18 protein-coding genes and 2 pseudogenes are annotated in these 19,584 nt (G+C 41.7%); 8 read left to right on the forward strand and 12 right to left on the reverse strand.

Features of this window, described 5'->3' with window-relative positions; all coding sequences use genetic code 11:
- Positions 1 to 7: 7 nt before the first annotated feature.
- On the reverse strand, positions 8 to 940 hold the full coding sequence (locus MSC25_RS01870) for a substrate-binding domain-containing protein (RefSeq protein ID WP_248442290.1): 933 nt from the start codon (positions 938 to 940) through the stop codon (positions 8 to 10).
- Between the two features lie 151 nt (positions 941 to 1,091).
- Positions 1,092 to 2,489, reverse strand: a complete 1,398-nt coding sequence (asnS, locus tag MSC25_RS01875) for an asparagine--tRNA ligase (RefSeq protein WP_024033570.1) — start codon at positions 2,487 to 2,489, stop codon at positions 1,092 to 1,094.
- 447 nt (positions 2,490 to 2,936) lie between these two features.
- Between asnS and MSC25_RS01880 the strand changes: the two genes are divergently transcribed.
- Positions 2,937 to 3,371, forward strand: a complete 435-nt coding sequence (locus MSC25_RS01880; RefSeq protein ID WP_004586647.1) for an ATP-binding protein — start codon at positions 2,937 to 2,939, stop codon at positions 3,369 to 3,371.
- Positions 3,372 to 3,389: 18 nt separating this feature from the next.
- On the opposite strand, the pseudogene MSC25_RS01885 reads toward MSC25_RS01880, so the two are convergent.
- The 7 genes and pseudogenes from MSC25_RS01885 to bioA form a co-directional block, all read right to left on the reverse strand.
- A pseudogene (locus MSC25_RS01885) lies at positions 3,390 to 3,836 on the reverse strand (CatB-related O-acetyltransferase); the annotation flags it as partial.
- A gap of 312 nt (positions 3,837 to 4,148) precedes the next feature.
- Positions 4,149 to 4,337: pseudogene (locus MSC25_RS01890) on the reverse strand (chloramphenicol acetyltransferase); the annotation flags it as partial.
- A gap of 18 nt (positions 4,338 to 4,355) precedes the next feature.
- Positions 4,356 to 5,369, reverse strand: coding sequence for an ABC transporter ATP-binding protein (locus MSC25_RS01895; protein WP_004586644.1), 1,014 nt, complete (start codon positions 5,367 to 5,369; stop codon positions 4,356 to 4,358).
- Between the two features lie 14 nt (positions 5,370 to 5,383).
- Positions 5,384 to 6,883 (reverse strand): iron ABC transporter permease, encoded by a 1,500-nt coding sequence (locus MSC25_RS01900; RefSeq protein WP_126007128.1) that lies wholly within the window; start codon positions 6,881 to 6,883, stop codon positions 5,384 to 5,386.
- Positions 6,884 to 7,924, reverse strand: a complete 1,041-nt coding sequence (locus tag MSC25_RS01905; protein ID WP_248442292.1) for an extracellular solute-binding protein — start codon at positions 7,922 to 7,924, stop codon at positions 6,884 to 6,886. It lies immediately after the preceding gene.
- Positions 7,925 to 8,737 carry a hypothetical protein gene (locus MSC25_RS01910; RefSeq protein WP_004586641.1) on the reverse strand — a complete coding sequence of 271 codons (813 nt, stop codon included), beginning with the start codon at positions 8,735 to 8,737 and terminating at the stop codon, positions 7,925 to 7,927.
- 163 nt (positions 8,738 to 8,900) lie between these two features.
- A complete protein-coding gene (gene bioA, locus MSC25_RS01915; protein WP_248442295.1) occupies positions 8,901 to 10,202 on the reverse strand; it encodes an adenosylmethionine--8-amino-7-oxononanoate transaminase in 1,302 nt (433 codons plus the stop codon).
- Positions 10,203 to 10,294: 92 nt separating this feature from the next.
- Between bioA and bioB the strand changes: the two genes are divergently transcribed.
- From bioB to htpX, 6 genes are all read left to right on the forward strand, one after another.
- The gene (gene bioB, locus MSC25_RS01920) at positions 10,295 to 11,335 is read left to right on the forward strand and encodes a biotin synthase BioB (protein ID WP_004586639.1); all 1,041 of its coding nucleotides are present in this window, start codon (positions 10,295 to 10,297) and stop codon (positions 11,333 to 11,335) included.
- Between the two features lie 11 nt (positions 11,336 to 11,346).
- Positions 11,347 to 12,504: an 8-amino-7-oxononanoate synthase gene (locus MSC25_RS01925; protein WP_248442297.1), complete on the forward strand. Its 1,158-nt coding sequence runs from the start codon at positions 11,347 to 11,349 to the stop codon at positions 12,502 to 12,504.
- Positions 12,501 to 13,397, forward strand: coding sequence for a methyltransferase domain-containing protein (locus MSC25_RS01930; RefSeq protein ID WP_248442299.1), 897 nt, complete (start codon positions 12,501 to 12,503; stop codon positions 13,395 to 13,397). The genes MSC25_RS01925 and MSC25_RS01930 overlap by 4 nt, the downstream gene beginning before the upstream one ends.
- Positions 13,398 to 13,426: 29 nt before the next feature.
- The gene (gene bioD / locus MSC25_RS01935) at positions 13,427 to 14,110 is read left to right on the forward strand and encodes a dethiobiotin synthase (RefSeq protein ID WP_248442301.1); all 684 of its coding nucleotides are present in this window, start codon (positions 13,427 to 13,429) and stop codon (positions 14,108 to 14,110) included.
- 145 nt (positions 14,111 to 14,255) lie between these two features.
- Positions 14,256 to 15,827, forward strand: a complete 1,572-nt coding sequence (locus MSC25_RS01940) for an FAD-dependent oxidoreductase (protein WP_248442302.1) — start codon at positions 14,256 to 14,258, stop codon at positions 15,825 to 15,827.
- Positions 15,828 to 16,056: 229 nt separating this feature from the next.
- Positions 16,057 to 16,920: a protease HtpX gene (gene htpX / locus MSC25_RS01945; RefSeq protein WP_248442304.1), complete on the forward strand. Its 864-nt coding sequence runs from the start codon at positions 16,057 to 16,059 to the stop codon at positions 16,918 to 16,920.
- 82 nt (positions 16,921 to 17,002) lie between these two features.
- Here the strand turns inward: htpX and gloA are convergent, their stop codons facing one another.
- Positions 17,003 to 17,530: a lactoylglutathione lyase gene (gene gloA / locus MSC25_RS01950; protein ID WP_248442306.1), complete on the reverse strand. Its 528-nt coding sequence runs from the start codon at positions 17,528 to 17,530 to the stop codon at positions 17,003 to 17,005.
- A 115-nt stretch (positions 17,531 to 17,645) separates the two neighbouring features.
- Positions 17,646 to 18,029, reverse strand: a complete 384-nt coding sequence (locus MSC25_RS01955; RefSeq protein ID WP_064387312.1) for a hypothetical protein — start codon at positions 18,027 to 18,029, stop codon at positions 17,646 to 17,648.
- Positions 18,030 to 18,337: 308 nt separating this feature from the next.
- Here MSC25_RS01955 and MSC25_RS01960 point away from each other — a divergent pair, with 308 nt between their 5' ends.
- The gene (locus MSC25_RS01960) at positions 18,338 to 18,847 is read left to right on the forward strand and encodes a YetF domain-containing protein (protein WP_096041721.1); all 510 of its coding nucleotides are present in this window, start codon (positions 18,338 to 18,340) and stop codon (positions 18,845 to 18,847) included.
- Between the two features lie 76 nt (positions 18,848 to 18,923).
- Here MSC25_RS01960 and MSC25_RS01965 read toward each other — a convergent pair whose 3' ends face one another.
- Positions 18,924 to 19,544, reverse strand: a complete 621-nt coding sequence (locus MSC25_RS01965) for a trimeric intracellular cation channel family protein (protein ID WP_058550084.1) — start codon at positions 19,542 to 19,544, stop codon at positions 18,924 to 18,926.
- Positions 19,545 to 19,584: the final 40 nt, after the last annotated feature.

Raw genomic sequence — 19,584 nt, forward strand, 5'->3', positions numbered from 1 at the left:
GCTTTTTTTATTCCACCTCAAGCATAGAATAATGATGCGCTGACAAAGTATCTAAAACACGCTTATTTTTTAATAAATTGAGCAACACCTCTGCTTGTTCTACAGAGCGGCTAGATTGGCTATTTACCAATAAAATTAGGGGGCGAACAAACGTATATTCACCATTTTTAATAGTTTCATCTGAAACATTAACGCCATTAATACCCAGTAAATTTATTTTATTTATTTTTTTAGAGCCAAGCAGCTGCGAGACTGCACCGTAAGAGTCAAAAGCAATGGCATTGGGCATGCGTTGTACTATGCCAAGGGCTTGGTTAAATTCGTCATACATCTGCACTTCCATTTTAGGAAATAACCCGTGGTTACCTGCCTGCTTTAGTTTAATTGTATTACCATTTGGAACCCGCATAAAAGATAGGTTTAAAAACTCTAATAAAATATCAAAGGTGCCATGGTTATAGGCCTTACTAAACAGGAGAATTTTATTATCTCTTTGTGTCTCTGGTTTATAATCTGGGTTAACTTCTTGCCACGTTTTATATTTGCCCGCATAAATGTCGCTGAGTTGCTCTACGCTTAGCGAATCAATGTTATTTTTTTTGTTAGTAAAAAATACCAGCGCATCTTGCGCAATAACAATTTGACGTACATGAGGGTATTGCTCTTGCTCTGCATTGGTTAAATAGCGCGATGAAGTGCCAATATCAATAATGTTTTGTGCTATGGCTTTAATGCCTTTAGTGCTGCCCATAGAGCGGACTTGCATGGCCGTATTAGTTTGCTCTTCATAGTTGGGCTTTAATAAAAGCAACAGGTGCGAGACCGAAGAAGAGCCGCCAATAAGTAAAGGCTTGTGATCGGGGGCGATATCAGAAACTGATGTTGCAATGTTAGAGGAAGAAAGCAGAACGGTGGCTGCTAAAATAAGGTTTTTTATCATGCTATTAGCCAAATAACGAATACGTTATAAAACTATAGTTCAAAATTTATAAATCTCTAATTTATAGACAGTATTTAACAAAGCCATAATTAAAAACAACAGGCATTAAAAAGCCAGCAAAAAAGCTGGCTTTTAAAATCAATTAATTTGATTAGTAGGTTGCGCTGCCTTTAGTACGAGGGAAGGCAATTACATCACGTACGTTGCCCATACCTGTAACATAAGCAACTAGGCGTTCAAAACCTAAACCAAAGCCAGAGTGTGGCACGCTACCGTATTTACGTAAATCGCGGTACCAGCTGTAATCTTCTTTGTTTAAGCCCATTTCATCTAAACGCGCATCAAGCACATCAAGGCGCTCTTCACGTTGTGAACCACCAATAATTTCACCAATGCCTGGTGCTACAACGTCCATAGCGGCAACGGTTTTACCGTCTTCGTTTTGGCGCATGTAAAACGCTTTAATATCGCGCGGGTAGTTTTTAATAACAACCGGTGCTTTAAAGTGCTCTTCAGCTAAGTAGCGCTCGTGCTCAGATTGTAAATCTACACCCCATTCAACGGCGTACTCAAACTTTTTACCACATGATTTAAGTATTTCTACGGCGTCAGTGTAATCAACTTGGGCGAAGTCTTTTTCTACAAACTCTTCTAAACGGCTAATCGCTGTTTTTTCGATACGTTGTGCAAAAAATTCCATGTCGTCACGGCGCTCTTCAAGTACTGCTTTAAATACGTACTTAAGCATGTTTTCAGCAAGTTTTGCAATATCTTCTAAATCAGCAAATGCTACTTCAGGTTCAACCATCCAAAACTCAGCCAAGTGACGAGACGTGTTTGAGTTTTCTGCACGGAATGTTGGGCCAAAGGTGTAAATTTTTGACATAGCCGATGCGTATGTTTCACCATTTAACTGGCCAGATACCGTTAAAAAGGCTTCTTTACCAAAAAAGTCTTCGCTGTAATCAACGTCGCCTTTATCAGTGCGTGGCAAGTTTTGCATATCAAGTGTTGATACGCGGAACATTTCACCTGCGCCTTCACAGTCACTGGCTGTGATGATTGGGGTGCTGATCCAGTAAAAGCCTTGCTCGTGGTAAAAACGGTGAATAGCTTGTGCTAAACAGTTACGCACACGTGTTACTGCACCTATCATGTTTGTACGTGGGCGAAGGTGAGCGTGCTCACGTAAATACTCAATGCTGTGGCGCTTAGCGGCCATAGGGTATGAATCTGGGTTTTCTACCCAACCTAAAACTGTGACAGAATTAGCTTGAATTTCAAATGACTGACCTTTACCTGCAGATTGCACTAACACACCAGTAACCGACACAGAACAACCGGCTGTTAAGCTAGTAACTTCATCATAATTATTTAGTGAATTAGGAACTACCGCTTGAATAGGATCAAAACACGAACCGTCATGAACGGCTAAAAATGATATTCCTGCTTTTGAATCGCGGCGTGTACGGATCCAGCCTTTTACTGTTACTTGGCTGTCTACCGCAACATTGCCTTTTAATAGCTCTGAAATCGCTAAATGGCTCATCTTCACTCCAATGATATAAGTTGCCTAACTGTATAATATTAACTACTCAACGCAGCGGTTAAATTTAGTGCGTTGAACTTGAACCGTGTATCTTACCTAGTTAAATAAAATAAAAAAACTATTGTGAGCAACTCTTTAAAAGTTTTTATGCAAGTGGGTTACTTTTAAAGCGTTTTTTGCTTTAAATTACCACTATTGTTATTTGGTGCTCTGAAATTTAGTGATTTTGTGGCATTATTACTGCGTGTTGACTCTACGGATTGAAATTAGCCAACCTTAAGGCTATTCAATCACCGAGCAAAATTTGTAAGCTAGTGGGCGCGCTAACTGCTTCAGCGTTATTCTAATGGCTTACAATGATGAAATAATAAGTAACAATTAAGCCGGTAAATCAGCACATCATAATTTTAACTATTTAATATTTACCATTACCCAGAAATGGATGCTATGAAACAAGTTTTTATTTTAAGAGGGCTACCAGGAAGTGGTAAGTCTTACTATGCACAAACCCTAGCCGATGAGCTTGGTGGAGTAGATACAAGCCAGTATTTAATATGTTCAACCGATGACTACTTTGTCAATGAACAGGGCGAGTATCACTTTGATAAATTTAAACTACCGCAATATCATAATTTAAATTTAGCGCGCTTTATAAATGCTTTAGCGCAAAATATTCCGCTTGTAATTGTTGATAACACCAATATAAAAAAATGGGAGTTTATTGCGTACTCTCAAGCAGCACATGCACTTGGTTATCAAGTTAAAGAAGTTATTGTTGGTGAAGTAAAAGACAAGTCTATGCAGCATTTATATGCTAAGCGCAACACGCATAACGTGCCTTTAAAAACCATTAGTAAAATGGCGTACATGTTTGAGTGGTAGGTGAGTGTTACTTATGGGTTATTTAAGCTTTATTAAAGCGCTTAAATCACATTGAGTAATGGCATCTAGATGAGCAGTGATTTTTTCATTGCTCCAATCCCACCAAGCTAAATCTAATAACGTACTTATTGTGTTGCTATCAAACCTGGGCTTAATTACTTTTGCCGGATTACCACCTACCACGCTATAAGGGGCTACATCGCAGGTAACCACCGATTTACTTGTAATGATAGAGCCACTGCCAATATTTACCCCTGGCATTATGGTTGCGTCATAACCAATCCATACATCGTGACCGATAACCGTATTGCCTTTAAAGGGTAACTCGCCAGCCTGCGGGGCCGATTTTTCCCAGCCGTTGCCAAATATAAAAAATGGATAGGTAGAAAACCCCGCGGTTTGATGATTAGCGCCGTTCATTATAAAGGTCACATTTTTAGCTATGGCGCAAAACTTCCCAATAAGGGTCTGTTTACCTTTCAGGATTAAAATTTGTTCAAACTAGTGGCAATTTAATCGCGGCGCGAGGTTTGTGACCTAGTGGGCTAAGTGAAAACGGAGCAAAGCTTCCGCATCCTGCTCACGCCCCTTACCTACATCCATGTAGGCAACAAAGAGTTAATTGCCCCTAGGCAGAACCCTTCGGGCAGTGCGTGTTTGGTCTTTATACTGCGTTATCGGCTATTTATGTGAAATAACCACACTACATAGGCTCTGCCTTGTCTAAAAACCAAACACACTACTGCAAATTTAATCTCGAAAGATAAACAGACCCTCTCGATCCCCAATAAAATCGAAATGGTAAAGGACATTTTTTTCGAAGTTTTCAGGGCCGTCAGGATCGTCGTAATAGGTATAATCACCCACCACTATATTAGGCGAGGTAATAAAGTTTTTTAAAAAGCCAACCTGAGGAAAGCCCTCAACAGGGGCAGGGTTATTTGGATTAGGGCCCTGTTTAGACATAGCTACCTCATAGTTTAATTATTGTTTTTTATACACAGCCAGCGGGTGGGTAGTAACAATAGATACATGAACGCTGTCACCCGGATTAACCACAACCTCGTGGCTTACACGGCTAGTAACGAGCGTATTACAGCTTAATTTAACCGCACATAAACGGCTGCCACCTTCAAAGCGTACCCAAACAACTTCACCGTTAGGTTGATTTAAGTTTTGAATAAGTTGTACATCGTCAGGGCGAAGCAACACATCTACATCGCCACTGTCGCAGTCTATACCTTGGCCAGGTGCTACGCCAATGCTAGTGGTTGCTTGGCCATTTTCAAACTGCCCAGCAATAAAGCTTGCTTCACCTAAAAAGCGCGCTACAAAACGGTTGTTTGGCATGCTAAAACATTGTTCAGGGCTGTCGAGTTGCTGTATTTTACCGTTTTGTAATACACCTACACGGTCACCTACCGAAAGCGCTTCTTCTTGGTCGTGAGTAACCCAAACGGCAGGTACTCCCGCTTCTTTTAGGGCGTTTCTTATATCCCAGCGCAGCATATCCTTTAATGCGGCATCAAGGTTAGAAAGTGGTTCATCAAGTAACACAAAATCTGGCTGGTGAGCAAGTGTACGGGCAAGTGCTACACGCTGTTTTTGACCACCAGAGAGGGTGGCTGGCTTTTTTGCTCTAAAATCATTTAGACCAAGTAGTTTAATCCAATGATCGGCAATGGCGGTGTCTTTTAATCTAAAACAAATGTTTTGCTCAACCGTTAAATGAGGAAACAATGCAAAATCTTGAAACACCATACCAACACTGCGTTTTTCAGGGGGGACATTACGTTTTGGTGTTGCGCGCCATTTGCCTACGTTTATTTCACCCTCGCTAATGGGGATAAGCCCTGCAAGTGCTTGCAATATTGTACTTTTACCGCAGCCCGTAGGGCCTACTAGCATGAGAATTTCATTTTCACCTAACGATATATTTAAATCGCTTACTACACGGTTACTGCCGTAATCTATAGACAACTGGCTTACAGATAGCATTTGTTTTTAAATCCTCAATGTTCGAGTTGGTTACGTTTTTCGCCAGACATCATAATAGCTAAGCCACAGGCAGAAATCACCACTAACAATAAACCGGGAATGGCAGCGCGGCCAAAATAACCGGCTTCGTACACACGCCATAAATAGGTTGAAAGGGTTTCAAACCCGGTTGGGCCTAGCAATAGCGTTGCTTCAAGCTCGCGCATTGATTCTAAAAATACCAATGCAGCACCGGCAATAATACCACGCATTGTTAGCGGCAGGGTAATGCGAGTAAAGGCTTCACGCGGGCTTGCGCCTAATACGCGCGCCGACTTTATTAAGCTTTGATCTAAATGCTCTGTACTGGTGCGAATAGAGCCAACGGCAAGCGGTAAAAATCGTAGCATGTAAGCAATAATCAGAAGCGCTAATGTTTGATATAAAAACGGGAGTTGCAAGCCGCCATATACCAGCGCGGTGCCCATCACAATGCCAGGAATACCAAAACCAAAATAGGTAACACGCTCCATTATTCTGCCGGCTTTACCACTTAATGCGGCATGAGCAACAGGAATAGCCACAATAACCGCCACTATGGCAGCAATGGCTGAGGCATACGCTGAGTTCCACGCTATGCTAAAGTCAAAATTGCTGTAACCATCGCGTGCTAGCCAAACAAAAAATATCGCCAGCGGTAAACCAATAGCTAACAATAAAATAGGGCCAAACGCAGCAATCATTGCGGTTATTTGCCATTTAGTTGGAAATAAAACCAGTGGGCGGCCGTGTCGTTCAGAGGCGGTTTTTATTTGTGATTCTATTAAAAGTAAAAAGCCAACAATAACCATTAATTGCAGCGACAACATCGCCGCGCGCCCTAATGCAAACGCATTGTATTCTACGTAAATTACCCGGGTAAAGGTATCTAGGCGCATCATTGCGGGTGTACCAAAGTCTGAAAGTGTATAAAGCGCCACTAATAATGAGCCCGCTGCAATACCGTTAACTACACGGGGTAAAATTACTTTAAACACACTTTGTGTCATCGACATACCCAAGGTACGCGCTGCATTTACCATGCTGGCATCTAAACTGAGCAGGGACGAGCGTGTGGTCATCATTACAAAAGGGAAGGTATACAAGGTCATTACAATGGCTGCACCGCTTAACCCGTACATGGGTGGGGTTTCAAAGCCAAGTAGGTTATTTATTTCACCCCCTGGGCCAAACGCAGCGTACAAAGTAAATGCGCCAATATAACTTGGAATAGCCAAGGGCGCGGCAAAAATCACCAGCCATATTTTTTTAAAAGGCAAATGCACATAAGCACTTATAAAAGCCAGTGGTACCCCAATCAAAATTGAGCCTAATACGGTTAAGCCCATTAGCGATAACGTATTGCCCAGTATTTTTAAATTATGACTGTCAAAAAGGGTACTGGTGTCGCTAGCAAGGGTAATTAAAATATAAACAGGGGTAATCGTAATGAGCGCTGCAAGCAGCGCCATTGGGTAAGAAGCAGGTATTCGCATTTATAAAACGCCGTTGTTGCGCATCAAGTTGATGGTGGGGCGTAAATCCGCAAGTTGAGTTAAATCAACCTTTGGTGGAGATATGTCACTCAGCGACGGTAAGCCTGCCGGTTGAGTAATGCCATTAACAAGCGGTATTTCATACGCTTCTCGGGCTAAATAACCTTGTACTTCTTCGCTTAATAAGTAACGCATAAAGTTAGTAGCAAGTGGGTCATCGTTTAGCGTTAAAATACCCGAGGCATTGACTAAACAACCTGCATCTTGCTCGGTAAAGGCTAAGTCTAATTTAGCATCTGGTTTACCCGATTTAAGACGCAGCGTGTAGTAGTGATTAGCAAAACCAATATCTACTTCACCACGTTCTACCGCCATTACAACACCGAGTTCACCGGCGTATGTTTTAGCGCGCTTTTTAACTTTTTTAAGCCATTTAGCGGTTTTATCATCGCCTTCTAAAATACGCATAGCGGTAACAAACGATTGAAACGATGCATAAGCAGGGGCCCAACCAATTGATAAATCGCTATCTGCAATGTCCATTATGCTTGTTGGAATTTGATCTTTAGTTAAACGTGATGTGTTATACGGCAAGGTTCTGATCCGACCGGTAACCGGCGCCCATTGATCGTATCTAAATTGCGTTTGTAACTGTGCAGATAAATCACTCGGCAATGGCTTTGCAAGGCCTGCATCGGTAACTAGGCCAATAGCGCCTGAGTCAACCGCCCAAAATAAATCGGCACGGCGTACACCTGCCTTTGCCTCTGCCACTATAGTATTGGCAAGTGCAGCAGTCGGACCGCGGCGAATAGCTAAGTTAAAGTCAGGATTATTTTTCTGAATCGCTTGTAATACATTTTCATACAAACCACCTTCACCACGGCCTAAGTATAAGGTTAAATCACCTTTAAGCTTTGGTAAATTATCAACAGAAACTGGGTTTGCTATATCGGCAGCTAGTGCGCGAGAAAGGGGCAGTGGCAAAGCGCCAACAACCCCTAACGCAGCTAGGCCTTGTATAAAGGTCCTACGCTTCACTTAAAAAACATCCTTACGCGACTTCTCCGCTTTTTCTATTAGCGTTTTAGCGCGGTCTAATTTAGTGTGCATATCACTTACCACATCACGTACTTCATCAACGCTTTTAGCGCTTTTAATTGTTTGCGGTAGTGTTACGTTAAAATCTTTTTCCAGCACTTCTACTAATTTTGCATCTTGTTCGATAAGCGTACCTTCTACGCCTTCAAAAAGATGTAAATACGTATCGTGAACAATTTCAGTGGCTTCTTCGTTTAAGCGCTCTGCAAATTTAGCAACAACACGGTCAAGCTTGTGCTTGATTTCGTCAATGGTGGCACTTTGGGTCATGCCTTCTGTAGCAGTGGCTTTAACTGTATCAAGTAAGCCTTTTTGCTGGAATTTTGCCGCAAGCTTAACAGCACCGAGACCTTGCCACAAGGCTATGTTCATGGCTTTTTGTTGATTGCGCACTTCTTGGGCAGGCTTGTTGTTATCAATAGCCATTTTTACACCATAAATACCTTGCCAAATAGAGGCATATACAGGCACAAAGTTAGTTTCAATGGCGCTGTGAAACTTAACCGACTCCCAATATTCAATTAAATCGTCGCTGTTTACAGCCTTAGCACCGCTTTTGCTGTAGTCAGTTACCATGGTGTCTACTTTACCAACCATCCATTCAACTTCTTCTGAATAGTCTTTAATGTTTTCTTGTAAATGGTTTACGTGTTCACCAATTGGGCCGTTAGCTAGCGCCGGTTGCGTTACAAAAGCAGAAGCTAACAATAAGCTTGCACCTAATGTTTTTACAGATTTAGAAAGGTGTTTCATAGTAAAGATTCCGAAAAGGTAATTGTAAATGATAGACATTATCATATCCGTAATATTTACTAAAATCAATATAACAAATACGTCAATGAAAAGCTCAAAACCTGAGCAAAATTAATACCTAACAGGCAAATAATGACTATGCCTCTTAGGTATAATTTAACGCTTAGCAGTAATGCTTACCTGCAATTGCAGTGTAAATGGCATCACATAAGGTGTTTATACTGGCTGAGTCACTTATATACGGGGGCATTAGGTAAATAAGTTTACCAAAGGGTCTAATCCATACGCCTTGTTCTACAAAAAAGGCTTGAATTTTAGCAACATCTACATTGCCAGCAGCATTAGTTAGCTCTACAACACCTATTGCGCCTAAGGTACGCACATTGGCTACCGCATCTAATTCATTGCACTTTTTAAGCTGTTGTAGTTGAGTGTTTATATCGCTAATGCGTTGTTGCCAATCCTGCGCCAAAAGTAAATCTATACTGGCGCACGCAACCGCACAGGCAAGCGGGTTGCCCATAAATGTAGGTCCGTGCATCAAAACGCCGGCTTCGCCTTCACTAATGCCTATGGCTATTTTATCACTGGTTAGTGTGGCCGAAAGGGTCATTGAGCCACCGGTAAGGGCTTTGCCAATACATAAAATATCGGGCTCTATATTAGCGTGCTCTACAGCAAATAATTTACCTGTGCGGCCAAACCCTGTGGCTATTTCATCGCAAATCAGTAATACATTATATTGCGTGCATAATTTACGAACGCAGGCTAAATACGCGGGGTGATAAAAGTTCATGCCGCCGGCGTTTTGTACTATGGGCTCAATAATAAAGGCGGCTACCTCGTGGTGGTGCGTTTTAAAGTATTGTTCAAGCGTTTGGGCTTCTGCTTGGTTAAACTCGCCATCAAATTTACTTACAGGGGCGGGTACAAACACATGCTCTGGTAAAAAACCTTTATACAAACTGTGCATTGAATTAACCGGATCGCACACGCTCATAGCGGCAAATGTATCACCATGATAACCCTTATACGGCGTCATTAATTTTTGCTTGTGTGTAAACCCTTGGCTTAACCAATATTGCAGCGCCATTTTAATCGCTACTTCTACACTTACCGAGCCGCTATCGGCTAAAAACACCTTAGTTAAACTTTTTGGGGTAATTGTAATAAGCCTTTTACACAGCTCTACCGCGCTATTATGGGTAATGCCGCCAAACATTACATGGCTCATACTATTAATTTGTTCAATCATGGCGTTATTTAATACCGGATGATTATAGCCATGAATTGCGCTCCACCATGAGGCCATGCCATCAATGAGTTGCTCGCCGGTTTCTAGATAAATTAAATTATGATTTGCATGAGTAACAGGGTAAACCGGAATAGGCTGTGTCATTGATGTGTAAGGGTGCCAAATATGGTCACGATCAAAATCAAGGTCAATCGCTTGTTTTTTATTCATATGTAAACTTTAACGTGGTGGGTTTCGTTGACAATGGTACTTCAAGACGTAGACTAATCCAACATCACCACTGAGAAAAATAAGAGACTACTATGGAACTTGCACCTGTTCGCCACGATTGGACCCATGCCCAAGTAAAGGCATTATTTGAAATGCCATTTAACGATTTATTATTTAAGGCGGCATCGGTTCATCGCGCTAATTTTAATCCTAACGAAGTACAAATATCTACTTTATTATCAATTAAAACAGGGGCTTGCCCAGAGGATTGTAAATACTGTCCGCAATCGGGGCATTATAAAACCGATTTAGAGCGCGAGCGCCTACTAGAAGTAGAAAAAGTGGTAGAGCAAGCACGCCTAGCTAAACAAAAAGGCGCAACCCGTTTTTGTATGGGCGCAGCATGGTCAGATCCAAAAGACAGAGACATGCCGTATATTTCTAAAATGGTAAAAGAAGTAAAAGAACTTGGCCTAGAAACCTGTATGACGCTTGGTAAACTTACCAACGAAAAAGCACATGAGCTAAGTAGTGCAGGGCTTGATTACTACAATCATAACCTCGACACTTCGCCTGAATATTACGAGCAAATTATATCAACGCGTACCTTTGAAGACAGATTAAATACCATAGATCACGTACGCGATGCCGGCATGAAAGTATGCTCAGGCGGTATTGTCGGTATGGGCGAGCAAGCAAGCGACCGTTACGGTTTATTAATGCAGCTGGCAAATTTACCGCAACAACCTGAAAGCGTACCTATTAATATGTTGGTAAAAGTTAAAGGCACACCGCTTGAAAACGTAGACGATTTAGATCATTTTGAATTTATACGTACCATAGCTACCGCCCGTATTATGATGCCACACAGCTATGTGCGTTTATCGGCAGGTCGCAGCGCCATGAACGAGCAAATGCAATCAATGTGCTTTTTTGCAGGCGCTAATTCAATATTTTATGGTGATAAGCTACTCACAACCGAAAACCCAGAAGCCGATGCCGACATGAAGCTAATTAAAAAATTAGGCATGAACCCAGAAAAACACCAAGACTACTCAGACGAAGCCGTTGCCGCATCGCTGTCATCGCAAGTGGCCGATAAAGCAACGTCAGCCTTATTTTACGAAGCCTAAGCTTACCCTTTATGCCATTTGAATTTTTAAATACGCATTTGCAGCAACAACAGCAACATGCGTTATTACGTAAACGCCATGTGGTGCAGCGCGCTACAGCACGTACCATTACGGTAAATAACGCAACGTACCTTAATTTTGCCAGTAATGACTACCTAGGTTTTGGTGATTGCAGTATTAACCTTGAGCAAAACAACGTACTCGGTAGCCAAAGCTCACCTTTAGTGACTGGGTATCAGGCGCAGCAACAACAGCTAGAGCAATACTTATGTAGCGCGCTTGGCTACGAGGCTGGCATGTTGTTTAACTCGGGCTTTAGTGCAAATAGCAGTGTAATTAAAGCGCTGTTTAACGATAAAAGCACTGCGCAAAACAGTGCTATTTTTCAAGATAAGCTAAACCACGCTAGCTTGATTGACGGCGCAATGCACTCAAATGCCGCATTGATCCGCTTTAACCATAACGATTTAAAGCATTTACGTTCGCGGCTCGAAAAATCAAAAGCACACAATAAGCTAATTATTAGCGAAGGGGTGTTTTCGATGGATGGCGACACCGCCCCTATAAAAGAGTTGCTTGCTTTAGCTAAAGAGCACAATGCTTGGCTTATGATTGACGATGCACATGGTTTTGGTGCACTAGGTAAAACCGGTTTAGGTAGCTGTGAGGCATTATTAGATGAAGGCTTAGCACTTCCCGATATACTGGTTATTACTTTTGGAAAAGCAGTAGCAAGCAGCGGAGCCTGTGTATTAGCAAATAACCAATTTATTAATTACATGCTGCAGTTTAACCGCGACTACACGTATTCAACCGCTATGTCGCCGCTTATGGCTGCACTTACGCTTACGCGCTTGCAAGCCATTAAATGTGCAGATGTTAAACGCGAGAAGCTTAGTAGTAACATTGCTTTTTTTAAGCAGCTTTGTAAACAACATGCCATTGCGGTAATGGAGTCAAACACTGCTATTCAGCCCATTATACTTGGCTGCGCCGAACAAACGTTACACGCAGCACAAAGGCTAAAACAGCAGGGTATTTGGCTAACCGCTATTCGCCCACCCACGGTTGCGCATAATACCGCGCGGTTACGTGTAACCTTAACAGCGGCGCATACTCATGCAGATATAACAGCACTTGTTGAGCAATTAAAAGGCGCCATAGCATGATTGCGCAGGCTTTAGCTCATACCCACAGTAAGCAAGCTTTAAATAAAAAGCCCGCGCTTTTACCTATAAATGGGGCTCCACAAAATAGTGCGCTTATACAAAGTGCTGAGCAAGTACGCCCTCATACAGCGCTTAAAAAGGGGGCGAATGATAAGTTTTCTAAAGCAGCTGAGCAATACAACAGCCATGCCAATGTACAAAAACAGGCAGCAAGCGATTTATTTAAATTAATAAACTCTCAGTCGCACAACCAAAATAAGCGCTGTTTAGATTTAGGAGCTGGCCCACTGGTTAATACCTCACAGCTAAGCAAACAATACGGCCAAGTAATTGCCATAGATTTAAGCTTAAACATGCTTAAAAGCGCTGCATTAACTAACCCAAAAATTTGCGCCGATATGGATAACCTGCCGCTACAAGCAAACAGTATTGACGCTATATTTAGTAACTTTGCAGTGCAGTGGTCGGCTAATTTTGAAAAATTAATGCATTCGCTTTTTAAAAGCTTAAAGCCTGGCGGGCAGGCTTATATAAGCACAGTGGTTGCGGGTTCGCTTAACGAAATTAAAACAGCGTTTGCAGCGCTTGATAACCGTAGCCATATAAATACCTTTAATACACACGCTTATATAAACCAGTCGGTCCAAAGGGCAGGGTTTAGTATTAATAGCTCACAAAAAGTAATTTATACCGATTGTTATTCAAGCCCGTTAAAAGCCATTAAATCTATTAAAGCCATTGGTGCTACAACGCAAAATCATGCTAATTCACGCCAAGGGTTATTAACTAAGTCGGCGCTACAGCGGGTGTGTAATGCGTATCCGCTTTTAAACAATCAAGCGTGTGTATCTTACCATGTGGTATTGTTATCATTACAAAAAAGCCATGAGTAGCTAATACTAAAATTAATCAAGGCATTAAAATGAAAGAATTTTTTATTACCGGTACCGACACCGACGCCGGAAAAACCCACGTGACTAGTTTGCTATTAAAGCTACTTGCCCAACATAAAAAAAACGCAATTGGCTTTAAGCCACTTGCCGCAGGCTGCGAAATGGCGTTTGATCAGCTAGTAAATGCTGATGCACTAATGCTAATGGAAAGCGCCACGGTCAGTGCCAAATACGATGTAATAAACCCCTTTGCCTTTGCGCCGCCCATTGCGCCGCACATAGCCGCAGAGCAAGTAGGGGTTAATATTACGCTCGATAAACTAAGCGCAGCGTACTCAACACTCAAACAACAAGGTGCCGATTACCACCTAACCGAAGGCGCTGGTGGCTGGGCACTGCCAATTAATAATACCGACTATTTATACGACTGGGTTAAGGCCGAGCAACTACCCGTAATTTTAGTAGTAGGCATGAAACTAGGCTGTTTAAACCATGCTTTACTCACCGCTGCCCATATGCAAAGTTTAGGCATTAACTGTGTAGGCTGGATTGCCAACCAAGTAGAGCCAAATATGGACGAATACCAAGCTAACCTTGATTCGTTAAAAGCACGCTTACCATTTCCTATTTTGGCTATAAGCCCATACAGCGAGCAAACCCCTAAACTGCAAATATACAAAACCTTGCTTAATACCCTCAATATACAGAGCTAATTGTGGCTGCTTTGCGTTTTTAAATGCAAAGCAGTTTTTATATTAAATACATGAGCTTATTAATTGTATTTACGCCTTGAAATTACCCCCTTTAGTACACATATTACAAATTAAAGCTATTGTTACTAAGGAAATAAACCGCTACATGACGCACCCATACATTAAACGCTTCGCTCAAAACACACAGGTAACGGGGGAACCCGAGGTAAAGCCAAGTGCTCAGCCTAAAACCCGTGTGGGCATTTTAGGTGGCGGCACAGCAGGGGCAACAATAGCTATTCGATTGGCAGCGCTAGGGATTCAGACCACTATTTTTGAGAAAAAAAAGTCACTTATAGATGGCCCACCTATGTGCCATTTACATGCTGGTGGTAATTTATACCGTGAAATACCAGACGAAGACTGCATAGATTTACTCAAACAATGTATCGATATTTTACGCCTATACCCCTACACCATAGATGTACGCCCAACCGTGTTTGCAGTGCCTACGCGCGATGACGACTCACCCGATGATTTACTACCACGATTAAATAAAATCACCAACGCGTATAAAGAGTTAGTTGAGCAAGACCCTAACAACAAAGTACTTGGCGAGCCCGACAATTACTACCAGCTGTATAGCCATGAACAAATGATAGCGCTGAGTAAAAAAGAGCAGGTTAGTGAGCCTAAAACGCTAGATGAGTGGATGATCCCCGTTGCTAAGCACCTAAACTTAAACAAAGTAAAATACCCGCTAATTGTTGCTCAAGAATACGGATGGAATATTTTTAGGTTATCGGCCAGCGCCCAACTTGCGCTTGCCCAGTACGAACACGCTAATGTACTTACCAGCACAGAGGTAAAGCAAGTTAGCCAAGTTGAGCAAACCAGTGCTAATAACCAATCGCCAACCTGGAAAATTGAATACCAAAATAACCAAAGCGTCTCTACGCAAACACTAGAGGTAGACTACCTAATTAATGCCTGTGGCTTTCAAACCGGTATTGTAGATGACATGGTAGGCGTAGAGGCCAAACGTATGGTCGAATTTAAAGCCTCTTACATTACGCATTGGCAAGGTGCTGGCGGGCAAATTCCAGAAATTATTATTTATGGTAACCGTGGCACGCCAGAGGGTATGGCACAGCTAACGCCTTATCCTAATGGCTATTATCAGATTCATGGTATGACCAACTCAATTACCTTGTTTAACGATGGTCTAGCCGATACCAACGAACAAAGTGCACAGCCGCAATTGCCAGCTAAATACTTAAATTACATAAACAATGGGTGGGATCAGCAGGTACTAAAAGCACGTAGTCAAAAAGCCATTGATTATGTAGCCGAGTTTGTTCCGGCATTTAAAAACGCCAACACGCAAAACAATGCCTTGTTTGGTGGCCAGCAAATCCCAGGAGAAGACGACACCTTGCGCGTCGCAGATGTTAGCTTATATTCGCATATTAGCTACGCACGTGCTGAAAATGTAAAAGCGTCATCTACCTTAATCGCTGCCGATGAAATAGTGGCTGAATTTACTAAACTTGGCCTAATAAGCGACGATGCGCACATAAATGAGCATCGTACTCATCACCAGTGGACGTATCTTCAACAACACAACCATGCAGATATAACCAAGGTGGCACAATTACTCGCAAAAGAGCGCGGTTTTCCTACAGATATGGCAACAATTAATAATTGCATTACAACTAGCGGCATAACCAGCAACTAATTGTTTTTATTGGCGTAACGAAGTTTCATAATTGCGTTACGCCACACTTAACTCCCTTTTTAAACTCCCCAAAAAATTTATTAATAAACCTGCAAATAACCCTTGCGTTATGACATAGTTTGTCACAGAATAGCCTCAATGCTATGACATAGTGTGTCATAACGTAATGATTGCTTTAACCTAATTTAATTTTATGTTCGGTGATCAAACCTATTTTTGTGAGGACAATATGAAACGTATATTTTTGTTTTTATTAACTAACCTAGCGGTTATGTTGGTATTAGGTGTAGTGCTTTCAATAATAATGAGCGCGCTGGGTTTAAGCCATCGTAGCCTTGGCGGAATATTACTTATAGCCTCTGTATTCGGCTTTGGTGGCTCGTTTATTTCGTTATTTATGTCTAAGTGGATTGCTAAAAAATCAACGGGCGCACAGGTAATTACTCAACCGCGCAACGAAACCGAGCACTGGCTTTTACAAACGGTATCAGCACAAGCTCAAAAAGCAGGTATAAAAATGCCTGAAGTAGCAATTTACGACAGCCCAGAAATGAACGCCTTTGCAACTGGCCCAAGTAAAAACAACTCGCTGGTGGCGGTAAGTACAGGTTTATTACATAACATGAATCAAGACCAAGCCGAAGCCGTACTAGCCCACGAAGTATCGCACGTTGCTAATGGCGACATGGTAACGCTTACGCTAATACAAGGCGTGGTAAATACCTTTGTAATATTTGCCGCAAAAGTACTGGCAGGCATAGTTGATAACTTTTTAAATGGCGATGAAGAAGAGGGCGGTAGTAGCTGGTCTTACTTTTTATTCGACATGTTATTCCAAGTTGTATTTGGTGTGCTTGCAAGCATAGTGGTTGCAAGTTACAGCCGTAAGCGTGAATTTGCAGCCGACAGCGGCGCAGCTAAATTAGTAGGTGCAGACAAAATGCGCTCAGCGCTTGAGCGATTAAAGCAAAACCATCCATCGCAATTACAAGGCTCAATGATGGCCTTTGGTATTGCAAGTGGTAAAGGTGTGGCTGAGCTGTTTTCATCTCACCCACCGCTTGATGCGCGAATAGACGCCCTGCGTAAATAAGCTAACCCTTATTTAAAAACACAAAAGCCAGCTAATTAGCTGGCTTTTTAGTATGTGGTAAACGGTTTATCAAGCGTTCAGATTATTTACCAAAAATAATATCGGTAATGCCCTCAGGTGAAAGTATTTCAATCCAGTAGCCGTCAGGGTCTTTTATAAATGCTAAGCCCTTCATTGAACCATCATCTGGCTTTTTAACAAATTCTACATCGTACTTTGCAAAGCGCTCACTCGCGGCGTATACATCGGGTACGCTAATACCAATATGGCCAAAGCCTTTAGGCTCTTGGTTACCGCTGTGGTAGCCCTCAAAGCTATCGTCGTCTTCTGTGCCCCAGTTATGGGTAAGCTCAATTAGCGCAGGGCGACCAAATACCCATTTAGCTTTGGTTTTATCATCACCTTGCGGCTGTTCTGGCTCGTAGCCTAAAAAGTACAATGTAAACTTCATTTCAGGAAAGTCATACTTACCTAACAGCTTCATACCTAATACACTTTGATAAAATTCGAGCGACGGTTTGGGATCTTTAATACGCAACATAGTTTGCTGCATCACATAGCCTTTAGTGGCTTGTTCTATTTGCTCTGGAGATTCGTTATAGCTAGACATGGTAATCCTTTGTATAAATTAAGAAGCGAAAACTTAGATATAATGCTTAAGTTATCATAATCAACCATCGTTTAAATTTAAACTGCCCTGAGCATAAAAGAGTGGTGCAAAATAGTCAGTGAAGCTTAATATCATTTATCATTAATGCGCCCCATGTAGTTTCATCGCTACAGCCATTTATTTCTGAGCTTATAAACATACACCCATACCCATTGGCTTCTGTTTTTTGAATTTCTGTGTAAACACTAGCACCATCATCAGATAACCAAGTAGTGGTGCGTTCACGGCCATAAGGTAATATAAGAGGAATAGGAATGATTGGCGAAATTATAACACCCACCCATTTAAAGCCATCTCCATACTTAATTTGTTTAACGGCGGTACCTTTAACTGGCTTTTGGCCTGAAGTATACGTTTCAACGTGCACTAAATCGTAAGAAACACACCCTTGTACCAGTATTAATACTCCGATAACTATCGCTTTTTTAATTAATTTCAAGATAAATCCCTTTATAACGTTATTGAGCAAAGAAAACTGTTAATTTGTACCTAAAATGATAATCACATTATCCTTTGAAAAAGTAAACTTATAACTCCATATCGGTTACTTTGAATACTTGTGTAATACGTAGGTACCTATGCCGATAAACAAAGTACGATGCAAAGTAAAATTGAGTTTGTAAAACAATTAGCAAAATAAAATAGGGCGCTTTATTCATCGTTATTTAACTATGTGCCATGTAGGGTTTAATTAACTATTGCAGGAACTACTTACAGTAAGTAAATAACGCATATAAAGGAGTAACTATGTTTTTTGATGATATGCAGGGCTTAATACGCGTACTTATTATTGGCGTACTTGGTTATGTGGCGCTGGTGTTTTGGCTGCGTATATCGGGTAAGCGTACGCTTTCTAAATGGAACGTGTTTGATTTTATTGTCACTATTGCGCTGGGCTCTATTTTAGCCTCGGTGATCATTACAAAAAGCGTTGCGCTGCTAGAGGGCATGCTCGCGTTTGTTGTATTAATAGGGCTGCAATATTTTATTACGTGGCTAAGTGTTCGCTCATCTAAATTTGCTTCGCTTATAAAAGCAGAGCCTACGCTATTGCTGAGTAATGGTGAATATTGCACGGCGGCACTTAAATCGCAGCGGGTAACTAAATCAGAAATTCGCGCTGCCATTCGTGGCGCGGGTATATTAGCCATAGAAGATGTAGCCGCTGTAGTGCTAGAAACCGATGGCAGTTTTAGCGTACTAAAACAAAATAACAGTGGGTTAAAAACCGCGTTAAGTGATGTAAGCGAGCAATAAAGTAAGGCGCTAGTACTTATACTTATATTAATTAAGGCAGGTTTAATACCTGCCTTAATTTGTATTAGAGCCTAAGTTATTTAGCGTGCTGCTCTAACAAACTAAAGGTAGGTAAGCGCCACTTAAAGCGAATTGACGCCATACGTATTAAGTAGCCTGCAACAAGGCTTACAATAATGCTGATATTGTCATCAATATTGTAATGGTGCAGTGCCAAGAATAAGCAGGCAACCAGTAACGATACACTCGCGTATAACTCGTTATGTAATACTAAAGGCGCTTGGCGACAGATTAGATCGCGCAGTAAGCCACCAAAAACACCGGTTACAACCGCAGCCACAACACAAATACCATAGTGCAGGCCCATATTTAGCCCAACTTGGCAGCCTATAATGCTAAACGCCGCAAGCCCTAGCGCATCTAAGCGCATAAAAATGCCTTTAAATTTAACCACCCACTTAGCAAGCCACGTAGTCACAATGCCCGCTATACAAGTAATTAAAAGGTATTCAGGGTGCTGAACCCAGGTAAGTGGGTAATTGCCAAGTAAAATATCTCGCACACTGCCACCACCAATTGCTGTTGCACTGGCAACCAGTACAACGCCAAACCAATCCATTTTCATTCGCCCAGCGCTAAGTGCGCCGGTCATGGCTTCTGCAGTAATACCAATAATATAAACAACGGTTAATAGCATGAGATAATCACTTGAAAATTGCACGTAAAAATAAGGTGTG

The sequence above is a fragment of the Pseudoalteromonas sp. 1CM17D genome, from assembly GCF_023161805.1.
Lineage (GTDB): Bacteria > Pseudomonadota > Gammaproteobacteria > Enterobacterales > Alteromonadaceae > Pseudoalteromonas > Pseudoalteromonas atlantica.

What these genes read in the sequence shown, in the direction of transcription:
- MSC25_RS01870 (WP_248442290.1), bottom strand. Translation starts at nt 940, where the DNA reads ATGATAAAAAACCTTATTTTAGCAGCCACCGTTCTGCTTTCTTCCTCT.
- asnS (WP_024033570.1), bottom strand. Translation starts at nt 2,489, where the DNA reads ATGAGCCATTTAGCGATTTCAGAGCTATTAAAAGGCAATGTTGCGGTA.
- MSC25_RS01880 (WP_004586647.1), top strand. Translation starts at nt 2,937, where the DNA reads ATGAAACAAGTTTTTATTTTAAGAGGGCTACCAGGAAGTGGTAAGTCT.
- MSC25_RS01895 (WP_004586644.1), bottom strand. Translation starts at nt 5,369, where the DNA reads ATGCTATCTGTAAGCCAGTTGTCTATAGATTACGGCAGTAACCGTGTA.
- MSC25_RS01900 (WP_126007128.1), bottom strand. Translation starts at nt 6,883, where the DNA reads ATGCGAATACCTGCTTCTTACCCAATGGCGCTGCTTGCAGCGCTCATT.
- MSC25_RS01910 (WP_004586641.1), bottom strand. Translation starts at nt 8,737, where the DNA reads ATGAAACACCTTTCTAAATCTGTAAAAACATTAGGTGCAAGCTTATTG.
- bioA (WP_248442295.1), bottom strand. Translation starts at nt 10,202, where the DNA reads ATGAATAAAAAACAAGCGATTGACCTTGATTTTGATCGTGACCATATT.
- bioB (WP_004586639.1), top strand. Translation starts at nt 10,295, where the DNA reads ATGGAACTTGCACCTGTTCGCCACGATTGGACCCATGCCCAAGTAAAG.
- MSC25_RS01925 (WP_248442297.1), top strand. Translation starts at nt 11,347, where the DNA reads ATGCCATTTGAATTTTTAAATACGCATTTGCAGCAACAACAGCAACAT.
- MSC25_RS01930 (WP_248442299.1), top strand. Translation starts at nt 12,501, where the DNA reads ATGATTGCGCAGGCTTTAGCTCATACCCACAGTAAGCAAGCTTTAAAT.
- bioD (WP_248442301.1), top strand. Translation starts at nt 13,427, where the DNA reads ATGAAAGAATTTTTTATTACCGGTACCGACACCGACGCCGGAAAAACC.
- MSC25_RS01940 (WP_248442302.1), top strand. Translation starts at nt 14,256, where the DNA reads ATGACGCACCCATACATTAAACGCTTCGCTCAAAACACACAGGTAACG.
- htpX (WP_248442304.1), top strand. Translation starts at nt 16,057, where the DNA reads ATGAAACGTATATTTTTGTTTTTATTAACTAACCTAGCGGTTATGTTG.
- gloA (WP_248442306.1), bottom strand. Translation starts at nt 17,530, where the DNA reads ATGTCTAGCTATAACGAATCTCCAGAGCAAATAGAACAAGCCACTAAA.
- MSC25_RS01960 (WP_096041721.1), top strand. Translation starts at nt 18,338, where the DNA reads ATGTTTTTTGATGATATGCAGGGCTTAATACGCGTACTTATTATTGGC.
- MSC25_RS01965 (WP_058550084.1), bottom strand. Translation starts at nt 19,544, where the DNA reads ATGCTATTAACCGTTGTTTATATTATTGGTATTACTGCAGAAGCCATG.